Origin of the sequence: Streptomyces griseoloalbus (genome assembly GCA_014650015.1) — a bacterium.
Lineage (GTDB): Bacteria > Actinomycetota > Actinomycetes > Streptomycetales > Streptomycetaceae > Streptomyces > Streptomyces griseoloalbus.
Genome location: BMUD01000026.1, coordinates 67,975 through 86,898 on the forward strand (window position 1 = coordinate 67,975; position 18,924 = coordinate 86,898).

Consider the following 18,924-nt stretch of genomic DNA (forward strand, 5'->3'; position numbering starts at 1 on the left):
TGACCTCAGGGGTCGGGTGCCGCCGGGGCGCCGGGGAATCAGTGGCGTCCCCGCTGCCCGCGCAGATGCTCGGCGATGGGCTTGAGGGCCTTGTCGAGTTCGGTGAGTGCCTCGGGAGGGAGCAGGTCGATGAAGTGCCGCCGCACGGACGCCACATGATGGGGGGCGACCTTCTGCATGGTCTCCATGCCGTGCTCGGTCAGGACCGCGTACAGGCCGCGGCGGTCGGACTCGCAGTTCTCGCGCCGGACCAGGTCCGCGTTCTCCATGCGGGTGATCTGGTGCGAGAGACGGCTCTTGGACTGAAGCGTGGCGGAGGCCAGGTCGCTCATCCGCATCCGCCGGTCCTCCGACTCGGACAGGTTCACCAGGATCTCGTAGTCGTTCATTGTCAGGCCGAACGGCTGCAGATCCTTCTCGAGCTGGTACGTCAACAGCCTGTTGACCTCCAGGTGGGTGCGCCAGGCGCACTGCTCCGCATTGGTCAGCCAGCGGGTGGCTGTCTCGGTCTCCATGAATGAAGTCTACCTAAGGAAGTTGAAAGGCGAACTAATGAGGCTACCGTGTGACGTCACGTGCAGGCGTTCGATGTCACACCCCGCACATTACCGCTCACAGCCCGAAGCGACGCTGGAGGTCTCCCAGCTGTCCGGGAAGGCGCGGTGCCCCGGACGGCTGACCGTGCCCCCCGGGCACCCCGCCCCCGGGTACCCCGGGCTCACCTGGTGCGACCCCCGTGGCCTGCTCCGCCATCAGCGCCTCCGAGGACTGGAGCAGGACCGTGCCGGCCCCGACGAACTCGAACTGGTGCTCCTCGCCGGATGCCCCGCCGAGGCCCGTCATCGCACGTAGGCCGCCCATTACGCCGGTCAGGTAGCCATGGTCGTAGTGATGGCACGGAGAGGGGCAGTCCGCCCATCCGACCAGCGCCTGCGGGTCCACCCGGATGGGAGGTTCCATGAACACCACCGGACCGTTCGACGCGGCGACGAACTTCCCGGTTCCGATCAGCGTCAGAAAACCGGGCACGATCGACTGCTTGAGCGACAGACTTGGCTGAAAAGCGAGGAGATTGCCCGAGCGAATGGTCAGGTTGCCGTCCTCGAGGTCGTACGAATTCACATCGAAGGCCCGGTCGGCGAGGAGCATCTTGCCCGAGCCCTCCGCCACGACCCAGTCGCTCGCGTGCAGTGGCGAATGGAACGACGTGCGGACAAGGCGGTCGAGCCGGCCGTGCCCGATGCCGTTGAACTCGATCGAGCCGTAGTAGGCGATCATCTTCCCCTTCTGCATGAACCACTGGGTGCCCTTGAGCTCCACGCAGAAGGTGTAGTGATCGACGTTGTCGTCGGACGGCAGCGTCACCGGGTCGAAGACCGTGGGTCCGGCGCCGGGGGTCGCGTAGGTGCTCACAGCTTCTCCTCCGAGGCCTGCACGTACACGGCACCGCTTCCGCTCAGTTCCAGTTGGAACGCCTCGCCGGAGCCGCGGCCCACCATGTCCCGCCAGCCGAGGGCGGTGGACAGCTTGTTGCGGACGTCGCCGTGGTGGGCGACATAGGCCTGCGGGTCGACGCGCACCGGCCGCTGCGGGGTGATCGGGACCTCGATCACCCCACCGTGCGCCATCACGGCGACGGAGCCGTGTCCCTTCAGCGAGGTGGTGAACAGGCCCTGCCCGGACACCTGTCCCCGGACCATGCCCATCACCCCGCCCTGGGATCCGAGGAACACCGTGCCCTGCTCCAGCGTGCCCTCGAAGGCCAGCAGCCGGTCGGCCTCGACGTACAGCGTGTCCCCGGCGAGTTCGATCACCTGGACCTGGTGGCCGCCGTGCCCGAACAGGACGGTGCCGCTGCCCTCGACGGTCATCAGGGGCGTGTCCTCGTCGGCCACCCGACGGCCGATCATCGACACCAGTCCGCCCCGGCCGCCCGCCATGTTGGGGGTGAAGGTGACGTCCCCCTTGTACGCGAGCATCGCGCCGCGCTGACTGAACAGCCGCTGCCCCGGCGCCACGGTCGCCTCGACCATCTTCGCGTTGATCTCCCGGAAGGCCATGTCAGACGTCCCCCGCGATCGTGTTCCGCTCACTGGGCTGCACGTAGACCAGCCCGTCGCCCTCGAACCGGATCTGGAAGGCCTCGCCGCCGCCCTCGCCGAGCAACGTGCGGAACGTCACACCGGACTGGAAGGACTGCCGCAGGTTCCCCTGGTGCGCCACATAGGCGCCGGGGTCGACCGTCAGCGGGTACTGCGGACTGACCCGGAGCAGCACGGCCGGCCCGTCCGACATGACGGCCGCCTGGCCGTGTCCCTCGATCGTGGTGGTGAACAGTCCGTTGCCCTGCGAGGCCCCGCGCAGACCGGTGAAACCGGTCCCGGTGCGCAGGGCGCCGTCGGTCGCCAGCAGGTTGCTGGCCTCCACGTAGAGCTTGTCCCCCTGAAGACCCACCAGATTGATCTCGGAGGCCCGGTCCGCGAACCAGCAGGTCCCGTGCCCCTTCACCTCCATCAGTGTCATCTGCTCACCCGTGAGCCGCCGGGTCACCATCCCCCGGATGCCCTCACCGCCGCCGCTGAGCTTCTTGAAGGCCATGTCGCCGTCGTACGCGACCATGGAGCCGTTCTTCGCCTTCACGGCATCCCCGGTCATGTCGACGGCGAGCACCTTGCTGCTCTGAAGTCGGAACATCGCCACGCTTGCGACGGTAGCGGCCTCTTTGCCCCGCCGACAGATCCTGTGGGTGGAGTCGCACCCTGATCGGACCCCGATGGACCCCTGCGGACCCCGATGGACCCCTGCGGACCCCGATGGACCCCTGCGGACCCCGATGGACCCCTGCGGACCCCGATGGACCCCTGCGGACCCCTACGGACCCCGATGGGCCCTTACGGACCCCCTCCCGTGATCGTGAACGGGGTTTGCCACAATGGACGCGCGCTTGTGCGTGTGTTCACAAGCCGTCCGACCCGTCGACGCCGACGTCTCTCCCATCGAAGGTGACCCGTGGACATCAAGACCGCCACCGCCCTCCGCCGCCTCCGCCTGGTCTCGGGCCCCGAGGCGATCTCCTTCCTCCTGCTGCTCGTCTGCTCGGTCCTGAAGCGGACCACGGAGTTCAACGCCGTACCGGTGATGGGCGCGGTCCACGGTTTCCTCTTCGTCCTGTACGTGCTCTTCTGGGCCGACGCCTGGAACCGCGCCAAGTGGCCGCTGAAGACCGCCGCCTTCTACTTCCTGATGTCGGTCCTGCCCACCGGCGGCTTCTTCGCCGACCGCCGGCTCAAGCGTGAGGCCGAGGACGCGGTGATCGCCTCCCGCGCCCGCACCGAAGGGGTCGTGAACGCGTGATCGTCGCCTTCTCCGTGACGCCGCTCGGCGTCGGCGAGGACGTGGGGGAGTACGTCGCCGACGCCGTGCGGGTGGTCCGCGAGTCCGGGCTGCCGAACCGCACCGACGCCATGTTCACCTCCGTCGAAGGTGAGTGGGACGAGGTCATGGACGTGGTGAAGCGTGCCGTGGCCGCCGTGGAGGCCCGTGCTCCGCGCGTCTCCCTGGTCCTCAAGGCGGACATCCGCCCGGGCGTGGAGGACGGTCTCACCTCCAAGGTGGACACGGTCGAACGTCACCTGGCGCAGCCCGACGGATGACCGCGGACCGATGGGCGAGACGGGGCTGACCGACATATGACCGGCCGGTAGGGTCTGGTCCGTGCCGAAGCCCCTCAGTCTCTCGTTCGATCCCATCGCCCGCGCCGACGAGCTCTGGAAGCAGCGCTGGGGAAACGTGCCGCCGATGGCCGCGATCACCTCGATCATGCGGGCGCACCAGATCCTGCTGGCCGAGGTCGACGCGGTCGTCAAGCCCTACGGGCTCACGTTCGCGCGGTACGAGGCGCTGGTGCTGCTGACCTTCTCCAAGTCCGGTGAGCTGCCGATGTCCAAGATCGGCGAGCGGCTCATGGTGCACCCCACCTCGGTGACGAACACCGTGGACCGGCTGGTGCGGTCGGGTCTGGTGGCCAAGCGCCCCAACCCCAACGACGGCCGGGGCACCCTGGCGACCATCACCGACAAGGGCCGCGAGGTGGTCGAGGCGGCCACCCACGACCTGATGGCGATGGACTTCGGCCTGGGCGCCTACGACGCCGAGGAATGCGCCGAGCTCTTCGCCATGCTCCGCCCGCTGCGAGTGGCGGCGGGGGACTTCGAGGAGGACTGAGGACCGCCGCGGCGGTCGACCCGGAGATGCCGCTCGTGGTGCTGCCGGGCCGCGCCGCCACTCGTCATCGGCCCTAGTGGGGCGGGGTCGGTGTGTCGTGGGTCCGGTACATGGCCTGTACGTCGAGCGCCAGCTGGACCGTCGGTCCGACGACGGCGATCCCGCGGGCCAGCATCGAACGCCAGTTGAGGGTGAAGTCCTCGCGGTGCAGTTCGGTCTTCGCGAGGGCGGCGCAGCGCAGCTCCTGCTCGTAGCCGCCGTTCACGGTGCCGAGATACTCGGTGTCGAGGCCCACCGAGCGACTCGTGCCGTGCATCGTGAGGGTGCCGTGCACGGTCCACTTGGAGCCGCCGTGGTAGGCGAACCGAGTGCTGGTGAAGTCGATGTACGGATAGTTCTCGACGTCGAGGAAGTCGGCCGACCGCAGGTGGTTGTCGCGGGTCTGGTTGCCCGTCGTGATGCTGGAGGCGTCGATGCGCACCGAGACCTGGGAGTCGCTCATGTTCTCCGCGACCCGGATGCCGCCCTCGAACCGTGTGAAGCGGCCGTGGACATGAGCCATGCCCACGTGCTTGGCGATGAACCGGATCGCGGTGTGCGGAGGGTCGAACACCCAGGTGCCGGCGGGCGGCAGTTCCAGCTGGCGCCCGGGCTCCAGCGCGACGCGTGCGGGGGCGGGAGCCGCCCCGGCGACTATGTCGACGGTCTCGCGGACGGGTGCCAGGCCGTCCGCCGACAGCATCACGCTGTACCTGCCCGGAGGCAGGACCGCCATGTAGTAGCCGTACGGGTCGGTGGTGCCGCGGGCCGCGACGCGGTGGCTGTCCAGCGCGGTCACCGTGACCTCGACCGCGCCCAGCGGCTGTCCCAGGACATCGACGGCCTCGCAGCCGAACGCCCCCGCGCCGGGCGGCAGGGGGACGGAGAGGCCCGGCGTGGCGTCGGAGGCGCCGTGCGGGCGCAGGCGCCGCAGCAGTCCGAGGACCATGGTGTTCACCTTTCTTCACACATGCTTGTGCCCGGCCCGTACGGCACGCGGCGTTCGCGGCTGCCAAGAGCGTCAAGAGCACGGGGAACGGGCCATCGGCACGAAGGGGGCGGCCTGTGATCGATCTTAAAGCCGACGGAAGGGAAGAGTGGCTGCTCCTGGCGTCGGCGCGGGCGCCTGGCGGCGTCGAGTGGGTCTTCGGGGAAGCGGTGTTATGTCGGGTGATGTGTGGATGTGTAGGGGCATTACTTTGCAGTGACGCTCCGGCAAACGGCGAAGGCCGTAGCGCAGTGTTCACGCATCCCCGCGATTTCGGTGCACATTGCACACGTTCCGCGCACATGTCGCCTGGACGCGCCCTGGGGGTGAGACCGCGGCGGGGGACTCCGAAGGGGGCCGACCCCTGACAAGATCTCCCGGAACGGCCCGTTACGCTCGACTCCATGAAGCGAAGCGTGCTGACCCGCTACCGGATCATGGCCTACGTCACCGGTGTCCTCCTCGTCGCCCTGACCTTTGGCATGATCGGCAAGTACGTGCTGGACGTGGGTGGCGCGGCCGACTTCACGCAGGTGGTCAGCATCGCCCACGGCTGGCTCTACGTCGTCTACCTGGTCTTCGCCTTCGACCTCGGGTCCAAGGCGAAGTGGCCGGTGAAGAAGCAGCTGTGGGTGCTGCTCGCCGGCACCGTCCCCACCGCCGCGTTCTTCGTGGAGCGCAGCATCAGCCGCGAGCTGGAGGGCAAGGTCGCGGACAAGGCCCCCGCGGTCGCGTAGCGCGTCTCACCGCCGTACGGAGCAGCGTGCGGCGGTCTCCCATCGACATTTACTTGGACGTCCTAGTAAATTCGAAGGATGGACGCTGACGCCATCGAGGAGGGCCGCCGACGCTGGCAGGCCCGGTACGACGCCGCGCGCAAGCGCGACGCAGATTTCACCACGCTCTCCGGCGATCCCGTGGAGCCGGTGTACGGGCCCCGGCCCGGGGACACCTACGAGGGGTTCGAGCGGATCGGCTGGCCGGGTGAGTACCCCTTCACGCGCGGCCTGTATCCGACCGGCTACCGGGGGCGGACGTGGACCATCCGGCAGTTCGCCGGGTTCGGGAACGCCGAGCAGACCAACGAGCGCTACAAGATGATCCTCGGCAACGGCGGGGGCGGGCTCTCCGTCGCCTTCGACATGCCGACGCTCATGGGCCGCGACTCCGACGACCCGCGCTCCCTGGGCGAGGTCGGCCACTGCGGAGTGGCGATCGACTCGGCGGCCGACATGGAGGTGCTGTTCCGTGACATCCCGCTCGGGGACGTCACCACGTCGATGACCATCAGCGGGCCCGCCGTGCCCGTCTTCTGCATGTACCTCGTCGCCGCCGAGCGCCAGGGCGTCGACCCCGCCGTGCTCAACGGCACGCTGCAGACGGACATCTTCAAGGAGTACATCGCCCAGAAGGAGTGGCTCTTCCAGCCCGAGCCGCACCTGCGCCTCATCGGCGACCTGATGGAGCACTGCGCGGCCGGCATCCCCGCCTACAAGCCGCTGTCGGTCTCCGGCTACCACATCCGCGAGGCCGGGTCGACGGCCGCGCAGGAGCTGGCGTACACCCTGGCGGACGGCTTCGGGTACGTGGAGCTGGGGCTCAGCCGCGGCCTGGACGTGGACGTCTTCGCCCCCGGCCTGTCGTTCTTCTTCGACGCGCACGTCGACTTCTTCGAGGAGATCGCCAAGTTCCGCGCCGCGCGCCGCATCTGGGCCCGCTGGATGAGGGACGTCTACGGCGCGCGGAGCGAGAAGGCGCAGTGGCTGCGCTTCCACACCCAGACCGCCGGTGTCTCGCTGACCGCCCAGCAGCCGTACAACAACGTCGTCCGCACGGCCGTGGAGGCGCTGGCCGCCGTGCTCGGCGGGACCAACTCGCTGCACACCAACGCCCTCGACGAGACGTTGGCGCTGCCCAGTGAGCAGGCCGCCGAGATCGCCCTGCGCACCCAGCAGGTGCTGATGGAGGAGACCGGCGTCGGCAACGTCGCGGACCCGCTGGGCGGCTCCTGGTACGTCGAACAGCTCACCGACCGGATCGAGGCCGACGCCGAGAAGATCTTCGAGCAGATCAAGGAGCGGGGCCTGCGCGCCCACCCGGACGGGAAGCACCCGATCGGACCGATCACCTCCGGCATCCTGCGCGGCATCGAGGACGGCTGGTTCACCGGCGAGATCGCCGAGTCGGCGTTCCGCTACCAGCAGTCGCTGGAGAAGGGCGACAAGCGGGTCGTCGGCGTCAACGTCCACACCGGGTCGGTCACCGGCGACCTGGAGATCCTGCGGGTCAGCCACGAGGTGGAGCGCGAGCAGGTGCGGCTGCTGGGCGAGCGCAAGGCCGCCCGCGACGACGCGAAGGTCCGCGGCGCGCTCGACACCATGGTCGAGGCGGCGCGCTCCGGCGCCAACATGATCGAGCCGATGCTCGACGCCGTCCGCGCGGAGGCGACCCTGGGCGAGATCTGCGGCGTCCTGCGCGACGAGTGGGGCGTCTACACGGAGCCCGCCGGGTTCTGAGGCCTCGGCCCGCAGGTCACGGCTTGCGGGCCACCGCTCCGTACAGCGAGATCACGGCGTTCTCGTCGGTGGTCTCGCCGACGGCGAGCTCGGGATGCCAGTCGGTCAGCTGGACCAGTCCGGGCTCCACGAGCCGAAGTCCCTCGAAGAAGCGGGCGATCTCCGCGCGGCTGCGCGGCGCGAGCGTGACGCCGCCCGCCTTGTACATCTCGACCCCGCGGCCGACCGCCTCCGGGTCGAAGTCCGCCGTGAGCTGCGACAGGACCAGATGGCTGCCGGGGGGCAGCGCCTCGACGAGCCGCGCCACCAGCCCGTACGGGTCGTCCTCGTCGCCGAGGAAGTGCGTCAGCGCGATGAGGGACAGCGCCACCGGCCGGCCGAAGTCCAGCTTCTCGCGGGCCTGTTCCAGGATGCGGCCGGGGTCGCGCACATCGGCCTGGATGTAGTCGGTGACGCCCTCGGGGGTGCTGTGCAGGAGTGCCTCGGCGTGCTTCAGCACGATGGGATCGTTGTCGGTGTAGACGACGCGGGACTGCGGTGCGATGCGCTGGGCTATCTGGTGCAGATTGGGTTCGGTGGGGATGCCGGTGCCGATGTCCAGGTACTGGCGGACGCCCGCCTCGCCGGCCAGCCACCGGGTGACCCGCTGCATGAACCAGCGGTTGGTGCGGGCGATGTGCCGGGCCGTTCCGTCGACGCTCATGATCCGCCGGCCCAGTTCCTCGTCGACCGGGTAGTTGTCCTTGCCGCCGAGGAACCAGTCGTAGACCCGGGCCGGGTGCGGCCTGGAGGTGTCGATGCGTGCGGTGACGGGTTCGGTCCCGGTCATGGGCGGCTCCCTGGCTGCTCGACGTCGCGCGTGCCCCGGTGGGGGATGATCGCGATCCTCGCAGGGCATCACGGTGACGGCAAGCAACTGCCCGACGACGGTGGGCAGTTCAGGGCGCTTCTCGGTCACCCCGGTCCGGCGCGGCGGCGAGGCCCGACAGCAGGACCCGGGTGAAGCCGTGCACCCACTCCTCGTCCGCCGGTTCCGCGCTGACCAGGGTGCGGTGGACCACCGCGCCGGCCACCATGTCGAAGATCAAATCGACCGTGCGGGCCGCCTCCCGGGCGTCCGGCTCGGACGGCAGCTCGCCCCGCGCCTGGGCGCGCGCCCGGCCCGCGAGGACCAGCCGTTTCTGCCGCTCGACGATCGAGGCGCGGATGCGCTCGCGCAGGGCGTCGTCGCGGGTGGCCTCGGCGACCACCGCCATCAGCCCGCTCCTGGCCTCCGGGCGGGCCAGGATGGCGGCGAACTGGAGCACCACGCCCTCGATGTCCTCGGCCAGCGAGCCCCGGTCGGGCAGGGTCAGCTCGTCGAAGAGCTCCGCGACCGCGTCCACGACCAGTTCGTTCTTGCCCGCCCAGCGCCGGTAGAGAGTGGTCTTCGCGACCCCGGCGCGAATCGCCACGTCTCCCAAGGTGAGCCTGGACCACCCCAGTTCGACCAGAGCCTCACGGGTCGCGGCCAGGATCGCGGCGTCCGCGGCGGTACTGCGCGGACGCCCGGCGCGACTGGCTGGGCTGCGGCTCTGCATGTCACGACCATAACCGGCGGAAACCGTGCGGTCGTGAGGGAGATCACCGGAGTGCGGTGTCCGGGGAGCGCCGCCCGGTATTACGCTACGACTCGTAGCGGAAGCGCGCGTGACCGGCGTGCCCGAGCGACGACCACGGCGTGGGGTGGGGACCCGGCGCCCAACAGCACACGATGGCCTGGCTTTCCGTCGCGTTTTCACACACGCGCGCAGTACGGGGGAGGATAGACGCATGCAGCCACGGAACATGTCCATGAGCGGAGTCGTCGACCTCGCCGCGGTGAAGGCGGCCCAGGAGGCCAAGGCGAAGGCGGAGCAGGCGCGCGCCGAAACGGCCCGGCAGGGTGGCGGGGGTGCCGTCTCCCCGGCCGATCTCGTCATCGACGTCGACGAGGCCGGCTTCGAACGCGACGTCCTGCAGCGGTCCACCGAGGTCCCGGTCGTCATCGACTTCTGGGCCGAGTGGTGCGAGCCCTGCAAGCAGCTGAGCCCGCTGCTGGAGCGGCTCACCGTCGAGTACAACGGGCGCGTCCTCCTCGCCAAGATCGACGTCGACGCCAATCAGATGCTGATGCAGCAGTTCGGGATCCAGGGGATCCCGGCCGTCTTCGCGGTGGTGGCCGGGCAGGCGCTGCCGCTCTTCCAGGGTGCCGCGGGCGAGGCGCAGATCCGCCAGACCCTGGACCAGCTGGTGCAGGTCGGCGAGGAGCGCTTCGGCCTGACCGGCCTCACCGTCGACCCCGACGCCGAACCGGGCGGCGGAGCGCAGGCGCCCGAGGCCGCGCCCGCCGGTCCCTACGACGCCCTGCTGGAGGCCGCGGTCCAGGCGCTGGACGCCGGGGACTTCGGCGGCGCCGTCCAGGCGTACAAGAACGTGCTCGCCGACGACCCGGGCAACTCGGAGGCCAAGCTGGGTCTCGCCCAGGCCGAACTGCTCCAGCGGGTGCAGGGCATGGACCCGCAGCAGGTGCGCAAGGAGGCCGCCGAGAAGCCGGGGGACGCCGGGGTGCAGATCGCCGCCGCCGACCTGGACCTGGTGGGCGGTCATGTCGAGGACGCCTTCGGCCGGCTCATCGAGACGGTGGGGCGCACCGCGGGCGACGACCGTGACGCCGTACGGATGCGGCTGCTGGAGCTGTTCGAGGTGGTCGGTGCCGACGATCCGCGTGTGATCGCCGCGCGCCGGGCGCTGGCGCGGGCCCTGTTCTGAGCTGTCCGGGCGGCGATGCCCGGTTACGACCGGTTCGCCGACCGGCTGGGCCCGTGGGGCCCGAGGTGCCGGTCGGCCCCCGGAGGCCGATGCGGCCGCGTTTTGCCAAAACTTGGCAATCGCGGCCGCTGTTACTGCCAGTAAGTCGCAGGCGTTGATCTGTCGGATTCTGTCCAGCGATCAATAGTTTTGTACGGCCCTTTCAGTGCACCCAGCGTCGTCGAGCGAGACCTGCGGGTCGTTGTTCGGTTATCCGGCCGTTACTAGCGAGTAACGAACCCCCTTGTGCCTGCGGCGAGAATGCACCACGATCGGCGACGCTCGGTCCATTCCCGTACCCCGACATCCGGTCGGGCCGCGGGAACTCCAGGGTCCCCACCGAGCAGAACCGGCGGCAGTGGCGCCGGTTCTCGGACAGGGGGGTCTTCGCCCACCCGGCGAAGCCTGTCCAGCAGGGTTGTGCGTGATGCGTGTCAGGCGCGACCAGTGGTTGTCGCTCGGGGGTGATCGCCGGTGATTCGGGCGCGTACGTACGCCGCCGAGCGCGGGCGCTCTCCTTTCCGAGGACGTAGCACTTCTCCCATCCCTGCCCGTCTGCGGCCGCCGGTACGGCGGCGAGTCGGGACAGGAGATGTACGTCCGAGAAGGAGGAAATATGGAGTCCCAAGTGCGTGGCGGGACCAGATGGAAGCGGTTCGCTGTGGTCATGGTGCCCAGCGTGCTCGCTACGGCGGCGGTGGGTGTCGGTCTGGCGCAGGGCGCCCTCGCGGCGTCGTTCAGCGTGTCCGGCCAGCAGTTCAAGGTGACGGCCAGTCACCTGCACGGCGAGGGTTTCGCCCAGTACGGCGGCATCGACGAGGTCTACACCTCGGTCAAGGGTGACAAGAAGACCAAGGTCCCGGTCGCGATCTCGTCGTTCGACAAGGCGACGATCAACAGGATGTGCCAGTCGGTCAGGACGGACATACCCCTGGTGGGGACGGTCTACCTCCGTCTTGAGGCGGGCAACGACGAGAAGAAGCCGGTCGAGGCCAAGAACCTCTTCATCGACGTCGCCCAGCTCGACGCCGACGCGACGTTCTCGGACATCGACATCGGTGTCGCGGTCAAGGACAAGACGCGTGGCCCCGACATCAAGCCGGGCGAGAGCGTGCTGCCGGGTGGCTTCGCCCAGCAGGCGCGGACGGCCGACCTCTACGGCGTCGAGCAGACGGCGTGGGCGACCACGGCCGGCACGTTCACGCTGAACGGGCTGTCGATGCGGCTCGGTACGGACGCCAAGATGGAGTGCTACTGACGGCTCCGCCACCGGGTGTCCTGGGGCAGTCGAGCTGCCCCAGGGGCGGGGAAGCCGTCGCTTCTCCGCCCCGCCGGCCCGGCCGGCCCACGGGCCGGGCCACCTCACAGACTCAGACTTCCGGCTTCTCCACGCCAACGGCCGAGCCGGTACGTACTTCCACCGGACCCAGGGAGCTTTTTCCATGAGTGCCGAGACTCCGGGCCAGAGCGCCGGGACCTTCACCCGGTTGCGTCTGCGATTCCGCGACTGGCGGGGCACCCGGCCGTTCTGGGCCGGCCTGTTCACCATGCTGGGCGGATTCCCCATCGCGTACCTCCCCTACGCCACGCTCAAGCTGGGCCACATGTCGCTGGCCATGGCGACGACCGCCGGCGCGGGGTCACTGATCATCGGCGTCCTGCTGGTCACGCTGGGCCTGACCATGTGGTTCCAGTCGGCCACCCGTGTCTTCGCCGGTGTCGCGGCGATCCTGCTGGCGCTGGTGTCGCTCGTGGTCTCCAACATCGGCGGTTTCGTGGTCGGCTTCCTGCTCGCGCTGATCGGCGGTGCTCTCGCCCTCTCCTGGGTGCCGGGCAAGCCGTCGTCCGGGGCGACGGGTGAGCGCTACGACGCCGACGCGCCCACGGGGCAGGCGGCCCCGGGCGACGCGCCCGAAAGCCCCGCCGCAGGGCCGCTCTTCCCGGCCGCCCCCTTCGACAAGGGGGAAGGCGGGGAGACGGACGGTGTCCGGGCCGCAGTCCGCGACGGGGGGCACCGTGTCGGCTGACGAGGTGCGCGGGCCGCGTCACGCGGCCCCCAGGAAACCGCTGTTCACCAGATTCCACGTACCGAGCGGCAAGGCGATCGCCCTGGCGGCGATGCCCACCGCGGTCCTCATGGGCATGGGGTTCACGCCGACCCTGGCGCTCGCCGACGGCAACGACGGGGCGCCGCCGGCGAACAGCCTGACCGCCGACGAGTACAAGGACTGCCTGGACGCCCTCGAGGGCGCCGAGAAGGGGGACGCCACCGCGTCGCCCACGCCGTCCGCCTCGGCGAGCGACAAGGCCACCCCGGAACAGGACGCCGGCGCCGAGCCCGGCACCTCGGCCTCCCCCGGTGCGGGCCAGGGCGCGTCCCCTTCGTCCCCTTCGTCGGATTCAGGTTCCGACGACGAGGACGAGCCGGCGCCCACCCCCTCCGCGACCGCGGGCGGGCCGGAGCCCGACGAGCAGGACGAGCCCGCCCCGGCCCCCTCGAAGAGCGACCGCGACCTCCTGGAGGACGTGGGGGACGCCGTCAAGGACGTCCTCACCCCGGGCGGGAAGGAAACCGAGGCGAGTCCCACCCCGTCCGCCTCCGCTTCCGCCGCCGAGGAGAAGGGCAAGGACGCGGCCGGCACCGTGGAGGAGACCACCGAGAAGGTCACCGACACGGTCGAGGACACCGTGAAGGACACCGGCGACAAGGCGTCCCAGGCCGCCGAGGACGCCGAGGAGACGGTCGAGGAAGCCGCCCAGGAGGCGACCGCGACCCCCGGGGCCACCGCCTCGCCGAGCCCCAGCGAGACGTCCACGGCCGACCCCGGGGACTGCCCGGTCGCCACCGACGCCGAGGGCGGGGTCGACAACAAGATCCTGCTGCCCGACGACCCGTGGTTCCTGAACGCCAGCTCACTGACGCTGAAGGGCGCCGACTACCAGGGCATCGTCGAGGTGCGCACGGCCAACGGCAGCACCAAGAAGGTGCTGAAGTACGTCGTCTCCGACGGCACCGACATCGGCGACCTGCACCAGACGGTCAAGGACAAGCAGTCCGGCAAGACGCACCACGTGCAGGCCGCCGAGGGGTCGATGTCCACCATCCGCGACGGCGACACCGTGATGTACACCGAGAAGATCTCCGGCAAGCTGCTCGGGCTGATACCGATCACGTTCGACCCGGAGCACCCGCCGCCGCTGAACATCCCGCTGATCTACTTCACCGACGTGACGGTGCAGCAGGCCGGACAGTTCGGCGGGACCCTGCACATCCCCGGACTCCAGCAGTACGTCACCGGCTGAGAGCCCGTCAGGACCCTTCCGGGAGCCGCACAAAACGCCGAGGGCGCCCCCTGTCCGCAGGGAGCGCCCTCGGCGCCGTACCGGGCCGGTGCGGGTCAGCTGGTCGGGCCGCCCAGGTGGTGGACGCGGACCATGTTGGTGGTGCCGGGGACACCGGGCGGCGAACCGGCGGTGATCACCACGATGTCGCCCTCGCTGAACCGGCTCAGCCGGACCAGCTCCTGCTCCACCAGCTCGACCATCTCGTCGGTGCTGTTCACGAACGGCACGACGTGCGGCTCGATGCCCCAGCTGAGCGTCAGCTGGTTGCGGGTGGACTCGTCCGTGGTGAACGCCAGGATCGGCTGCGCGACGCGGTAGCGGCACAGCCGCCGGGCGGTGTCACCGGACTGCGTGAAGGCCACCAGGCCCTTGCCGCCCAGGAAGTCGGCGATCTCGCAGGCGGCGCGGGCCACCGAACCGCCCTGGGTGCGCGGCTTCTTGCCCGGCACCAGCGGCTGCAGACCCTTGGAGAGCAGCTCCTGCTCGGCCGCCTGGACGATCTTCGACATCGTCCGCACGGTCTCGATCGGGTACGCGCCCACGCTGGACTCGGCCGACAGCATCACCGCGTCGGCGCCGTCCAGGATCGCGTTGGCCACGTCGGAGGCCTCGGCGCGGGTCGGACGGGAGTTGGTGATCATCGACTCCATCATCTGGGTCGCCACGATCACCGGCTTGGCGTTGCGCCGGCACAGCTCGATCAGGCGCTTCTGCACCATGGGGACCTTCTCGAGCGGATACTCGACGGCCAGGTCACCGCGGGCGACCATGACGGCGTCGAAGGCCGCCACGACGTCCTCCATGTTCTCCACCGCCTGCGGCTTCTCCACCTTGGCGATGACGGGGACGCGGCGCCCCTCCTCGTCCATCACGCGGTGGACGTCGGCGACGTCCTTGGCGTCCCGGACGAAGGACAGCGCGACCAGGTCGCAGCCCATCCGGAGGGCGAAGCGCAGGTCCTCGACGTCCTTCTCGGACAGCGCGGGGACGTTCACCGCCGTGCCGGGCAGGTTGATGCCCTTGTGGTCGGAGATGACGCCGCCCTCGATGACGATCGTCCGCACCCGGGAGCCGTCGACCTCGGTGACCTTCAGCTCGACGTTGCCGTCGTTGATCAGGATCTGGTCGCCCTTGGACACGTCACCGGGCAGGCCCTTGTAGGTCGTCCCGCAGATCGTCCTGTCACCCGGGACGTCCTCGGTGGTGATCGTGAACTCGTCACCGCGCACCAGCTCGACGGGACCTTCCGCGAAGGTCTCCAGGCGGATCTTCGGGCCCTGGAGGTCGGCGAGGACACCGATGGCCCTGCCCGTCTCCTTGGCGGCGGCACGGACCCGGTCGTACCGGCCCTGGTGCTCGGCGTGCGAGCCGTGGCTGAAGTTGAAGCGGGCCACGTTCATGCCGGCTTCTATCAGAGCGACGAGCTGCTCGTGGGAGTCGACCGCGGGGCCGAGAGTACAGACGATTTTCGAACGGCGCATGGGACGATCCTATCGGTTTGTTTCGCTACGGAATATTCCGTCTGGCGGAAAATACAAATGAGGAAGTCCCTGCTCAGTTGTTCTTTCCGACCAGTGCGTAGGTCTGTCGTGCGATCTCCATTTCCTCGTCCGTCGGTACCACCGCCACCGCGACCCGCGCGCCCTCGGGCGAGATCAGCCGCGGTTCCCCGCCGCGTACGGCGTTGCGCTCGCCGTCGACCGCCAGGCCCAGCCCTTCCAGGCCCGCCACGGCCGCCTCCCGTACCGGAGCGGCGTTCTCGCCGACCCCGGCGGTGAAGGCCACCGCGTCCACCCGCCCGAGAACGGCGTAATAGGCGCCGATGTACTTCTTCAGACGGTGAATGTAGATGTCGAACGCGAGCTTCGCCTGCTCGTCGCCCTCGTCGATCCGGCGCCGGATCTCCCGCATGTCGTTGTCACCGCACAGTCCGACGAGACCGCTCTTCTTGTTGAGAAGAGTGTCGATGTCGTCGGCGGACATTCCGCCAACACGCATCAAATGGAAGATGACGGCCGGGTCCATGTCTCCCGACCGCGTACCCATCACCAGCCCCTCCAAGGGGGTCAGCCCCATGGAGGTGTCCACACAGCGCCCTCCCCGTACGGCGGAGGCGGACGCCCCGTTGCCCAGGTGCAGCACGATGACGTTGACCTCCTCGGGCGCCCTGCCGAGCAGCCGCGCCGTCGCCCGGGACACATACGCGTGCGAGGTGCCGTGGAAGCCGTAGCGGCGGATCCGGTGCTCGTCGGCGGTCTTCACGTCGATCGCGTAACGGGCTGCCGCCTCCGGCATCGTGGTGTGGAAGGCGGTGTCGAAGACGGCGACCTGGGGCAGGTCGGGCCGCAGCGCCATGGCCGTGCGGATGCCGGTCAGATTGGCCGGGTTGTGCAGCGGCGCCACCGGGATCAGCCGCTCGATCTCGGCGAGGACGCGGTCGTCGACGACCGTCGGCTCGGTGAAGCGCTTGCCGCCGTGCACCACCCGGTGGCCGATCGCGACCAGCTCCGGGGAGTCCAGCCCCAGCCCGTCGGCGGCCAGCTCCTCGGCCATCGCCTTCAGCGCGGCGTCGTGGTCGGCGACCGGCCCGGTCCGCTCCCGCGTCCCGCCGCCCGCCGCGAGCGGCGTGTGCCGTAGCAGGGAGGTCCGCTCACCGATCCGCTCGACCAGCCCGGCGGCCAGCCGGCTGCCGTCGCCCATGTCCAGCAGCTGGTACTTCACCGACGAGGAGCCGGAGTTGAGGACGAGGACGCGAGTGGAAGGGGTCGGGCGCGGCTCGTCGGACGGGGCGGTGGTGGGAGACGGGTGGGACGGACTCACTGGGCGGTCGCCTTCTCGCTCGGGGACTGGGCCTGGATCGCCGTGATGGCGACGGTGTTGACGATGTCCTGGACGAGGGCGCCCCGGGACAGGTCGTTGACCGGCTTGCGCAGACCCTGGAGCACCGGTCCGACGGCGATGGCGCCGGCCGAGCGCTGCACGGCCTTGTACGTGTTGTTGCCGGTGTTCAGGTCGGGGAAGATCAGCACCGTCGCCTGCCCGGCGACCTCGGAGTCCGGCAGCTTGGTCGCGGCGACCGACGGCTCCACGGCGGCGTCGTACTGGATCGGCCCCTCGATCCGCAGATCGGGCCGGCGCGAGCGCACCAGCTCGGTGGCGGTGCGCACCTTGTCGACGTCGGCGCCGGAGCCGGACGTACCCGTCGAGTACGACAGCATCGCGAGCCGCGGCTCCACCCCGAACCGCGCGGCCGTGACCGCCGACTGCACGGCGATGTCGGCGAGCTGCTCGGCGTCCGGGTCGGGGTTGACCGCGCAGTCGCCGTAGACGAGCACCTTGTCGGCCAGGCACATGAAGAAGACGGAGGAGACGATCCGCGCGTCCTGCCTGGTCTTGATGATCTCGAAGGCCGGCCGGATGGTCGCGGCCGTGGAGTGCACCGAGCCGGACACCATGCCGTCGGCGAGGCCCTCCTGCACCATCAGCGTGCCGAAGTAGTTCACGTCGGAGACGACGTCGTAGGCCAGTTCCACGGTGACGCCCCGGTGGGCGCGCAGGGCCGCGTACTTCTCGGCGAAGGCGTCGCGCAGCTCGGAGGTGGCCGGGTCGATCAGCTGGGTGTCGCCGAGGTCGATGCCGAGGTCGGCGGCCTTCTTGCGGATCTGGTCGACGTCGCCGAGCAGGGTCAGCTCGCACACGCCCCGGCGCAGCAGCACCTCGGCCGCGTGCAGCACCCGCTCCTCGGTGCCCTCGGGGAGGACGACCCGGCGCAGGTCGGAGCGGGCCTGTTCGAGCAGTTTGTGCTCGAACATCATCGGGGTGACGCGGTCGCTGCTGGGCGCGGAGACCCGCTCGGTCAGCTCCGCGGTGTCGGCGTACCGCTCGAAGAGGCCGAGCGCCCGCTCCGCCTTGCGCGGGGTGGCCGCGTTCAGCTTCCCCTCCAGGGAGAAGAGCTGCTCGGCGGTGGGGAAGCTGGTGCCGGGCACCGAGAGCACCGGGGTGCCGGGGGCGAGGCGGGCGGCGAGGGTGAGGATGTGGTCGGCGGGGACCTCGTCCAGGGTGAGCAGCACCCCGGCTATCGGCGGGGTGCCGGCGCTGTGCGAGGCCAGCGCGCCGACGACGAGGTCGGCGCGGTCGCCCGGGGTGACCACCAGACAGCCCGGCGTCAGGGCGGCGAGGAAGTTCGGCAGCATCGCCCCGCCGAAGACGAAGTCCAGGGCGTCGCGGGCGAGCCCGGAGTCGTCGCCGAGCACCACCTTCGCGCCGAGGGTGTGCGCGATCTGGGAGACGGTCGGGGCGGACAGCGCCGGCTCGTCCGGCAGGACGTAGCAGGGCACGGGCAGGCGGGTGGCGAGCCGCTCGGCGATCTCGTCCCGGTCCTCGCGGGCGACCCGGTTGACCACGGTGGCGAGCACGTCGCAGCCCAGGGTGTCGTAGGCGCGGTAGGCGTTGCGGGTCTCGGCGAGCACCGACTCGGCGGTCTGCTTCCGGCCGCCGACGACCGGGATCACCGAGGCGCCGAACTCGTTGGCGAGCCGGGCGTTCAGGGACAGCTCGTCGGGGAACTGGGTGTCGGCGTAGTCGGTGCCGAGGACGAGGACGACGTCGTAGTCGCGGGCGACGCGGTGGAACCGGTCGACGAGGGTGGACACCAGTTCGTCCGTGCCCTGCTCGGCCTGGAGCGCGGACGCCTCCTGGTAGTCGAGGCCGTAGACGGTCGACGGGTCCTGGGTGAGCCGGTAGCGGGCGCGCAACAGTTCGAACAGGCGGTCGGGCCCGTCGTGCACCAGGGGGCGGAACACGCCCACCCGGTCGACCTGCCGGGTCAGGAGCTCCATGACGCCCAGCTCGACGACCTGGCGGCCGTCGCCGCGGTCGATACCGGTCACGTACACGCTGCGGGTCACGCGCGCTCTCCGTTTCGTCGGGGGCCGCACAGGTCTTCGTCGAGGCCACAAAAATCGCCCACCTAGGTGAGCAGAT

The 18,924-nt window shown here is 70.0% G+C and carries 19 protein-coding genes; 9 read left to right on the forward strand and 10 right to left on the reverse strand.

Annotated features, from left to right (window positions below):
• Positions 1–38: 38 nt before the first annotated feature.
• The 4 genes from IE178_RS29800 to IE178_RS29815 form a co-directional block, all read right to left on the reverse strand.
• A complete protein-coding gene (locus IE178_RS29800; RefSeq protein ID WP_184764529.1) occupies positions 39–515 on the reverse strand; it encodes a MarR family winged helix-turn-helix transcriptional regulator in 477 nt (158 codons plus the stop codon).
• Between the two features lie 97 nt (positions 516–612).
• Positions 613–1,413: an AIM24 family protein gene (locus tag IE178_RS29805; protein ID WP_193514446.1), complete on the reverse strand. Its 801-nt coding sequence runs from the start codon at positions 1,411–1,413 to the stop codon at positions 613–615.
• Entirely contained in the window at positions 1,410–2,060 is a 651-nt protein-coding gene (locus tag IE178_RS29810; protein ID WP_193514447.1) for an AIM24 family protein, read from the reverse strand. Before IE178_RS29810 ends, IE178_RS29805 begins: the two co-directional genes overlap by 4 nt.
• Before the next feature lies 1 nt (position 2,061).
• Complete coding sequence (locus IE178_RS29815) at positions 2,062–2,694, reverse strand: AIM24 family protein (RefSeq protein WP_184764727.1); 633 nt, start codon at positions 2,692–2,694, stop codon at positions 2,062–2,064.
• A gap of 315 nt (positions 2,695–3,009) precedes the next feature.
• On the opposite strand from IE178_RS29815, the gene IE178_RS29820 reads away from it, so the two are divergent.
• From IE178_RS29820 to IE178_RS29830, 3 genes are all read left to right on the forward strand, one after another.
• Positions 3,010–3,354: a DUF3817 domain-containing protein gene (locus tag IE178_RS29820; protein WP_184764526.1), complete on the forward strand. Its 345-nt coding sequence runs from the start codon at positions 3,010–3,012 to the stop codon at positions 3,352–3,354.
• Positions 3,351–3,653 carry an MTH1187 family thiamine-binding protein gene (locus IE178_RS29825; protein WP_184764525.1) on the forward strand — a complete coding sequence of 101 codons (303 nt, stop codon included), beginning with the start codon at positions 3,351–3,353 and terminating at the stop codon, positions 3,651–3,653. The genes IE178_RS29820 and IE178_RS29825 overlap by 4 nt, the downstream gene beginning before the upstream one ends.
• Before the next feature lie 61 nt (positions 3,654–3,714).
• Complete coding sequence (locus IE178_RS29830) at positions 3,715–4,224, forward strand: MarR family winged helix-turn-helix transcriptional regulator (RefSeq protein WP_193514448.1); 510 nt, start codon at positions 3,715–3,717, stop codon at positions 4,222–4,224.
• A gap of 73 nt (positions 4,225–4,297) precedes the next feature.
• Here IE178_RS29830 and IE178_RS29835 read toward each other — a convergent pair whose 3' ends face one another.
• Entirely contained in the window at positions 4,298–5,212 is a 915-nt protein-coding gene (locus tag IE178_RS29835) for a YceI family protein (protein WP_193514449.1), read from the reverse strand.
• A 443-nt stretch (positions 5,213–5,655) separates the two neighbouring features.
• Here IE178_RS29835 and IE178_RS29840 point away from each other — a divergent pair, with 443 nt between their 5' ends.
• Both IE178_RS29840 and icmA read left to right on the forward strand, forming a co-directional pair.
• On the forward strand, positions 5,656–5,988 hold the full coding sequence (locus IE178_RS29840; protein WP_193514450.1) for a DUF3817 domain-containing protein: 333 nt from the start codon (positions 5,656–5,658) through the stop codon (positions 5,986–5,988).
• A 78-nt stretch (positions 5,989–6,066) separates the two neighbouring features.
• Complete coding sequence (gene icmA, locus IE178_RS29845) at positions 6,067–7,767, forward strand: coenzyme B12-dependent isobutyryl-CoA mutase large subunit (protein WP_184764521.1); 1,701 nt, start codon at positions 6,067–6,069, stop codon at positions 7,765–7,767.
• A gap of 16 nt (positions 7,768–7,783) precedes the next feature.
• On the opposite strand, the gene IE178_RS29850 is transcribed toward icmA, so the two are convergent.
• Both IE178_RS29850 and IE178_RS29855 read right to left on the reverse strand, forming a co-directional pair.
• On the reverse strand, positions 7,784–8,596 hold the full coding sequence (locus IE178_RS29850) for an SAM-dependent methyltransferase (protein WP_193514451.1): 813 nt from the start codon (positions 8,594–8,596) through the stop codon (positions 7,784–7,786).
• 109 nt (positions 8,597–8,705) lie between these two features.
• Positions 8,706–9,347, reverse strand: coding sequence for a TetR/AcrR family transcriptional regulator (locus tag IE178_RS29855; RefSeq protein ID WP_184764519.1), 642 nt, complete (start codon positions 9,345–9,347; stop codon positions 8,706–8,708).
• A gap of 232 nt (positions 9,348–9,579) precedes the next feature.
• Between IE178_RS29855 and IE178_RS29860 the strand changes: the two genes are divergently transcribed.
• The 4 genes from IE178_RS29860 to IE178_RS29875 all read left to right on the forward strand — a co-directional run bounded on the left by IE178_RS29860 (position 9,580) and on the right by IE178_RS29875 (position 13,899).
• A complete protein-coding gene (locus IE178_RS29860; protein ID WP_193514452.1) occupies positions 9,580–10,557 on the forward strand; it encodes a tetratricopeptide repeat protein in 978 nt (325 codons plus the stop codon).
• A 655-nt stretch (positions 10,558–11,212) separates the two neighbouring features.
• The gene (locus IE178_RS29865; protein WP_184764517.1) at positions 11,213–11,854 is read left to right on the forward strand and encodes a DUF6230 family protein; all 642 of its coding nucleotides are present in this window, start codon (positions 11,213–11,215) and stop codon (positions 11,852–11,854) included.
• Between the two features lie 184 nt (positions 11,855–12,038).
• The gene (locus tag IE178_RS29870; protein WP_184764516.1) at positions 12,039–12,623 is read left to right on the forward strand and encodes a DUF6114 domain-containing protein; all 585 of its coding nucleotides are present in this window, start codon (positions 12,039–12,041) and stop codon (positions 12,621–12,623) included.
• On the forward strand, positions 12,613–13,899 hold the full coding sequence (locus IE178_RS29875; protein ID WP_193514453.1) for a hypothetical protein: 1,287 nt from the start codon (positions 12,613–12,615) through the stop codon (positions 13,897–13,899). Before IE178_RS29870 ends, IE178_RS29875 begins: the two co-directional genes overlap by 11 nt.
• A gap of 95 nt (positions 13,900–13,994) precedes the next feature.
• Here IE178_RS29875 and pyk read toward each other — a convergent pair whose 3' ends face one another.
• The 3 genes from pyk to pta all read right to left on the reverse strand — a co-directional run bounded on the left by pyk (position 13,995) and on the right by pta (position 18,848).
• Entirely contained in the window at positions 13,995–15,422 is a 1,428-nt protein-coding gene (gene pyk / locus IE178_RS29880) for a pyruvate kinase (protein ID WP_184764514.1), read from the reverse strand.
• Positions 15,423–15,495: 73 nt separating this feature from the next.
• Positions 15,496–16,761: an acetate kinase gene (locus IE178_RS29885; protein WP_193514454.1), complete on the reverse strand. Its 1,266-nt coding sequence runs from the start codon at positions 16,759–16,761 to the stop codon at positions 15,496–15,498.
• The gene (gene pta, locus IE178_RS29890; RefSeq protein WP_184764512.1) at positions 16,758–18,848 is read right to left on the reverse strand and encodes a phosphate acetyltransferase; all 2,091 of its coding nucleotides are present in this window, start codon (positions 18,846–18,848) and stop codon (positions 16,758–16,760) included. Before pta ends, IE178_RS29885 begins: the two co-directional genes overlap by 4 nt.
• Positions 18,849–18,924 lie beyond the last annotated feature (76 nt).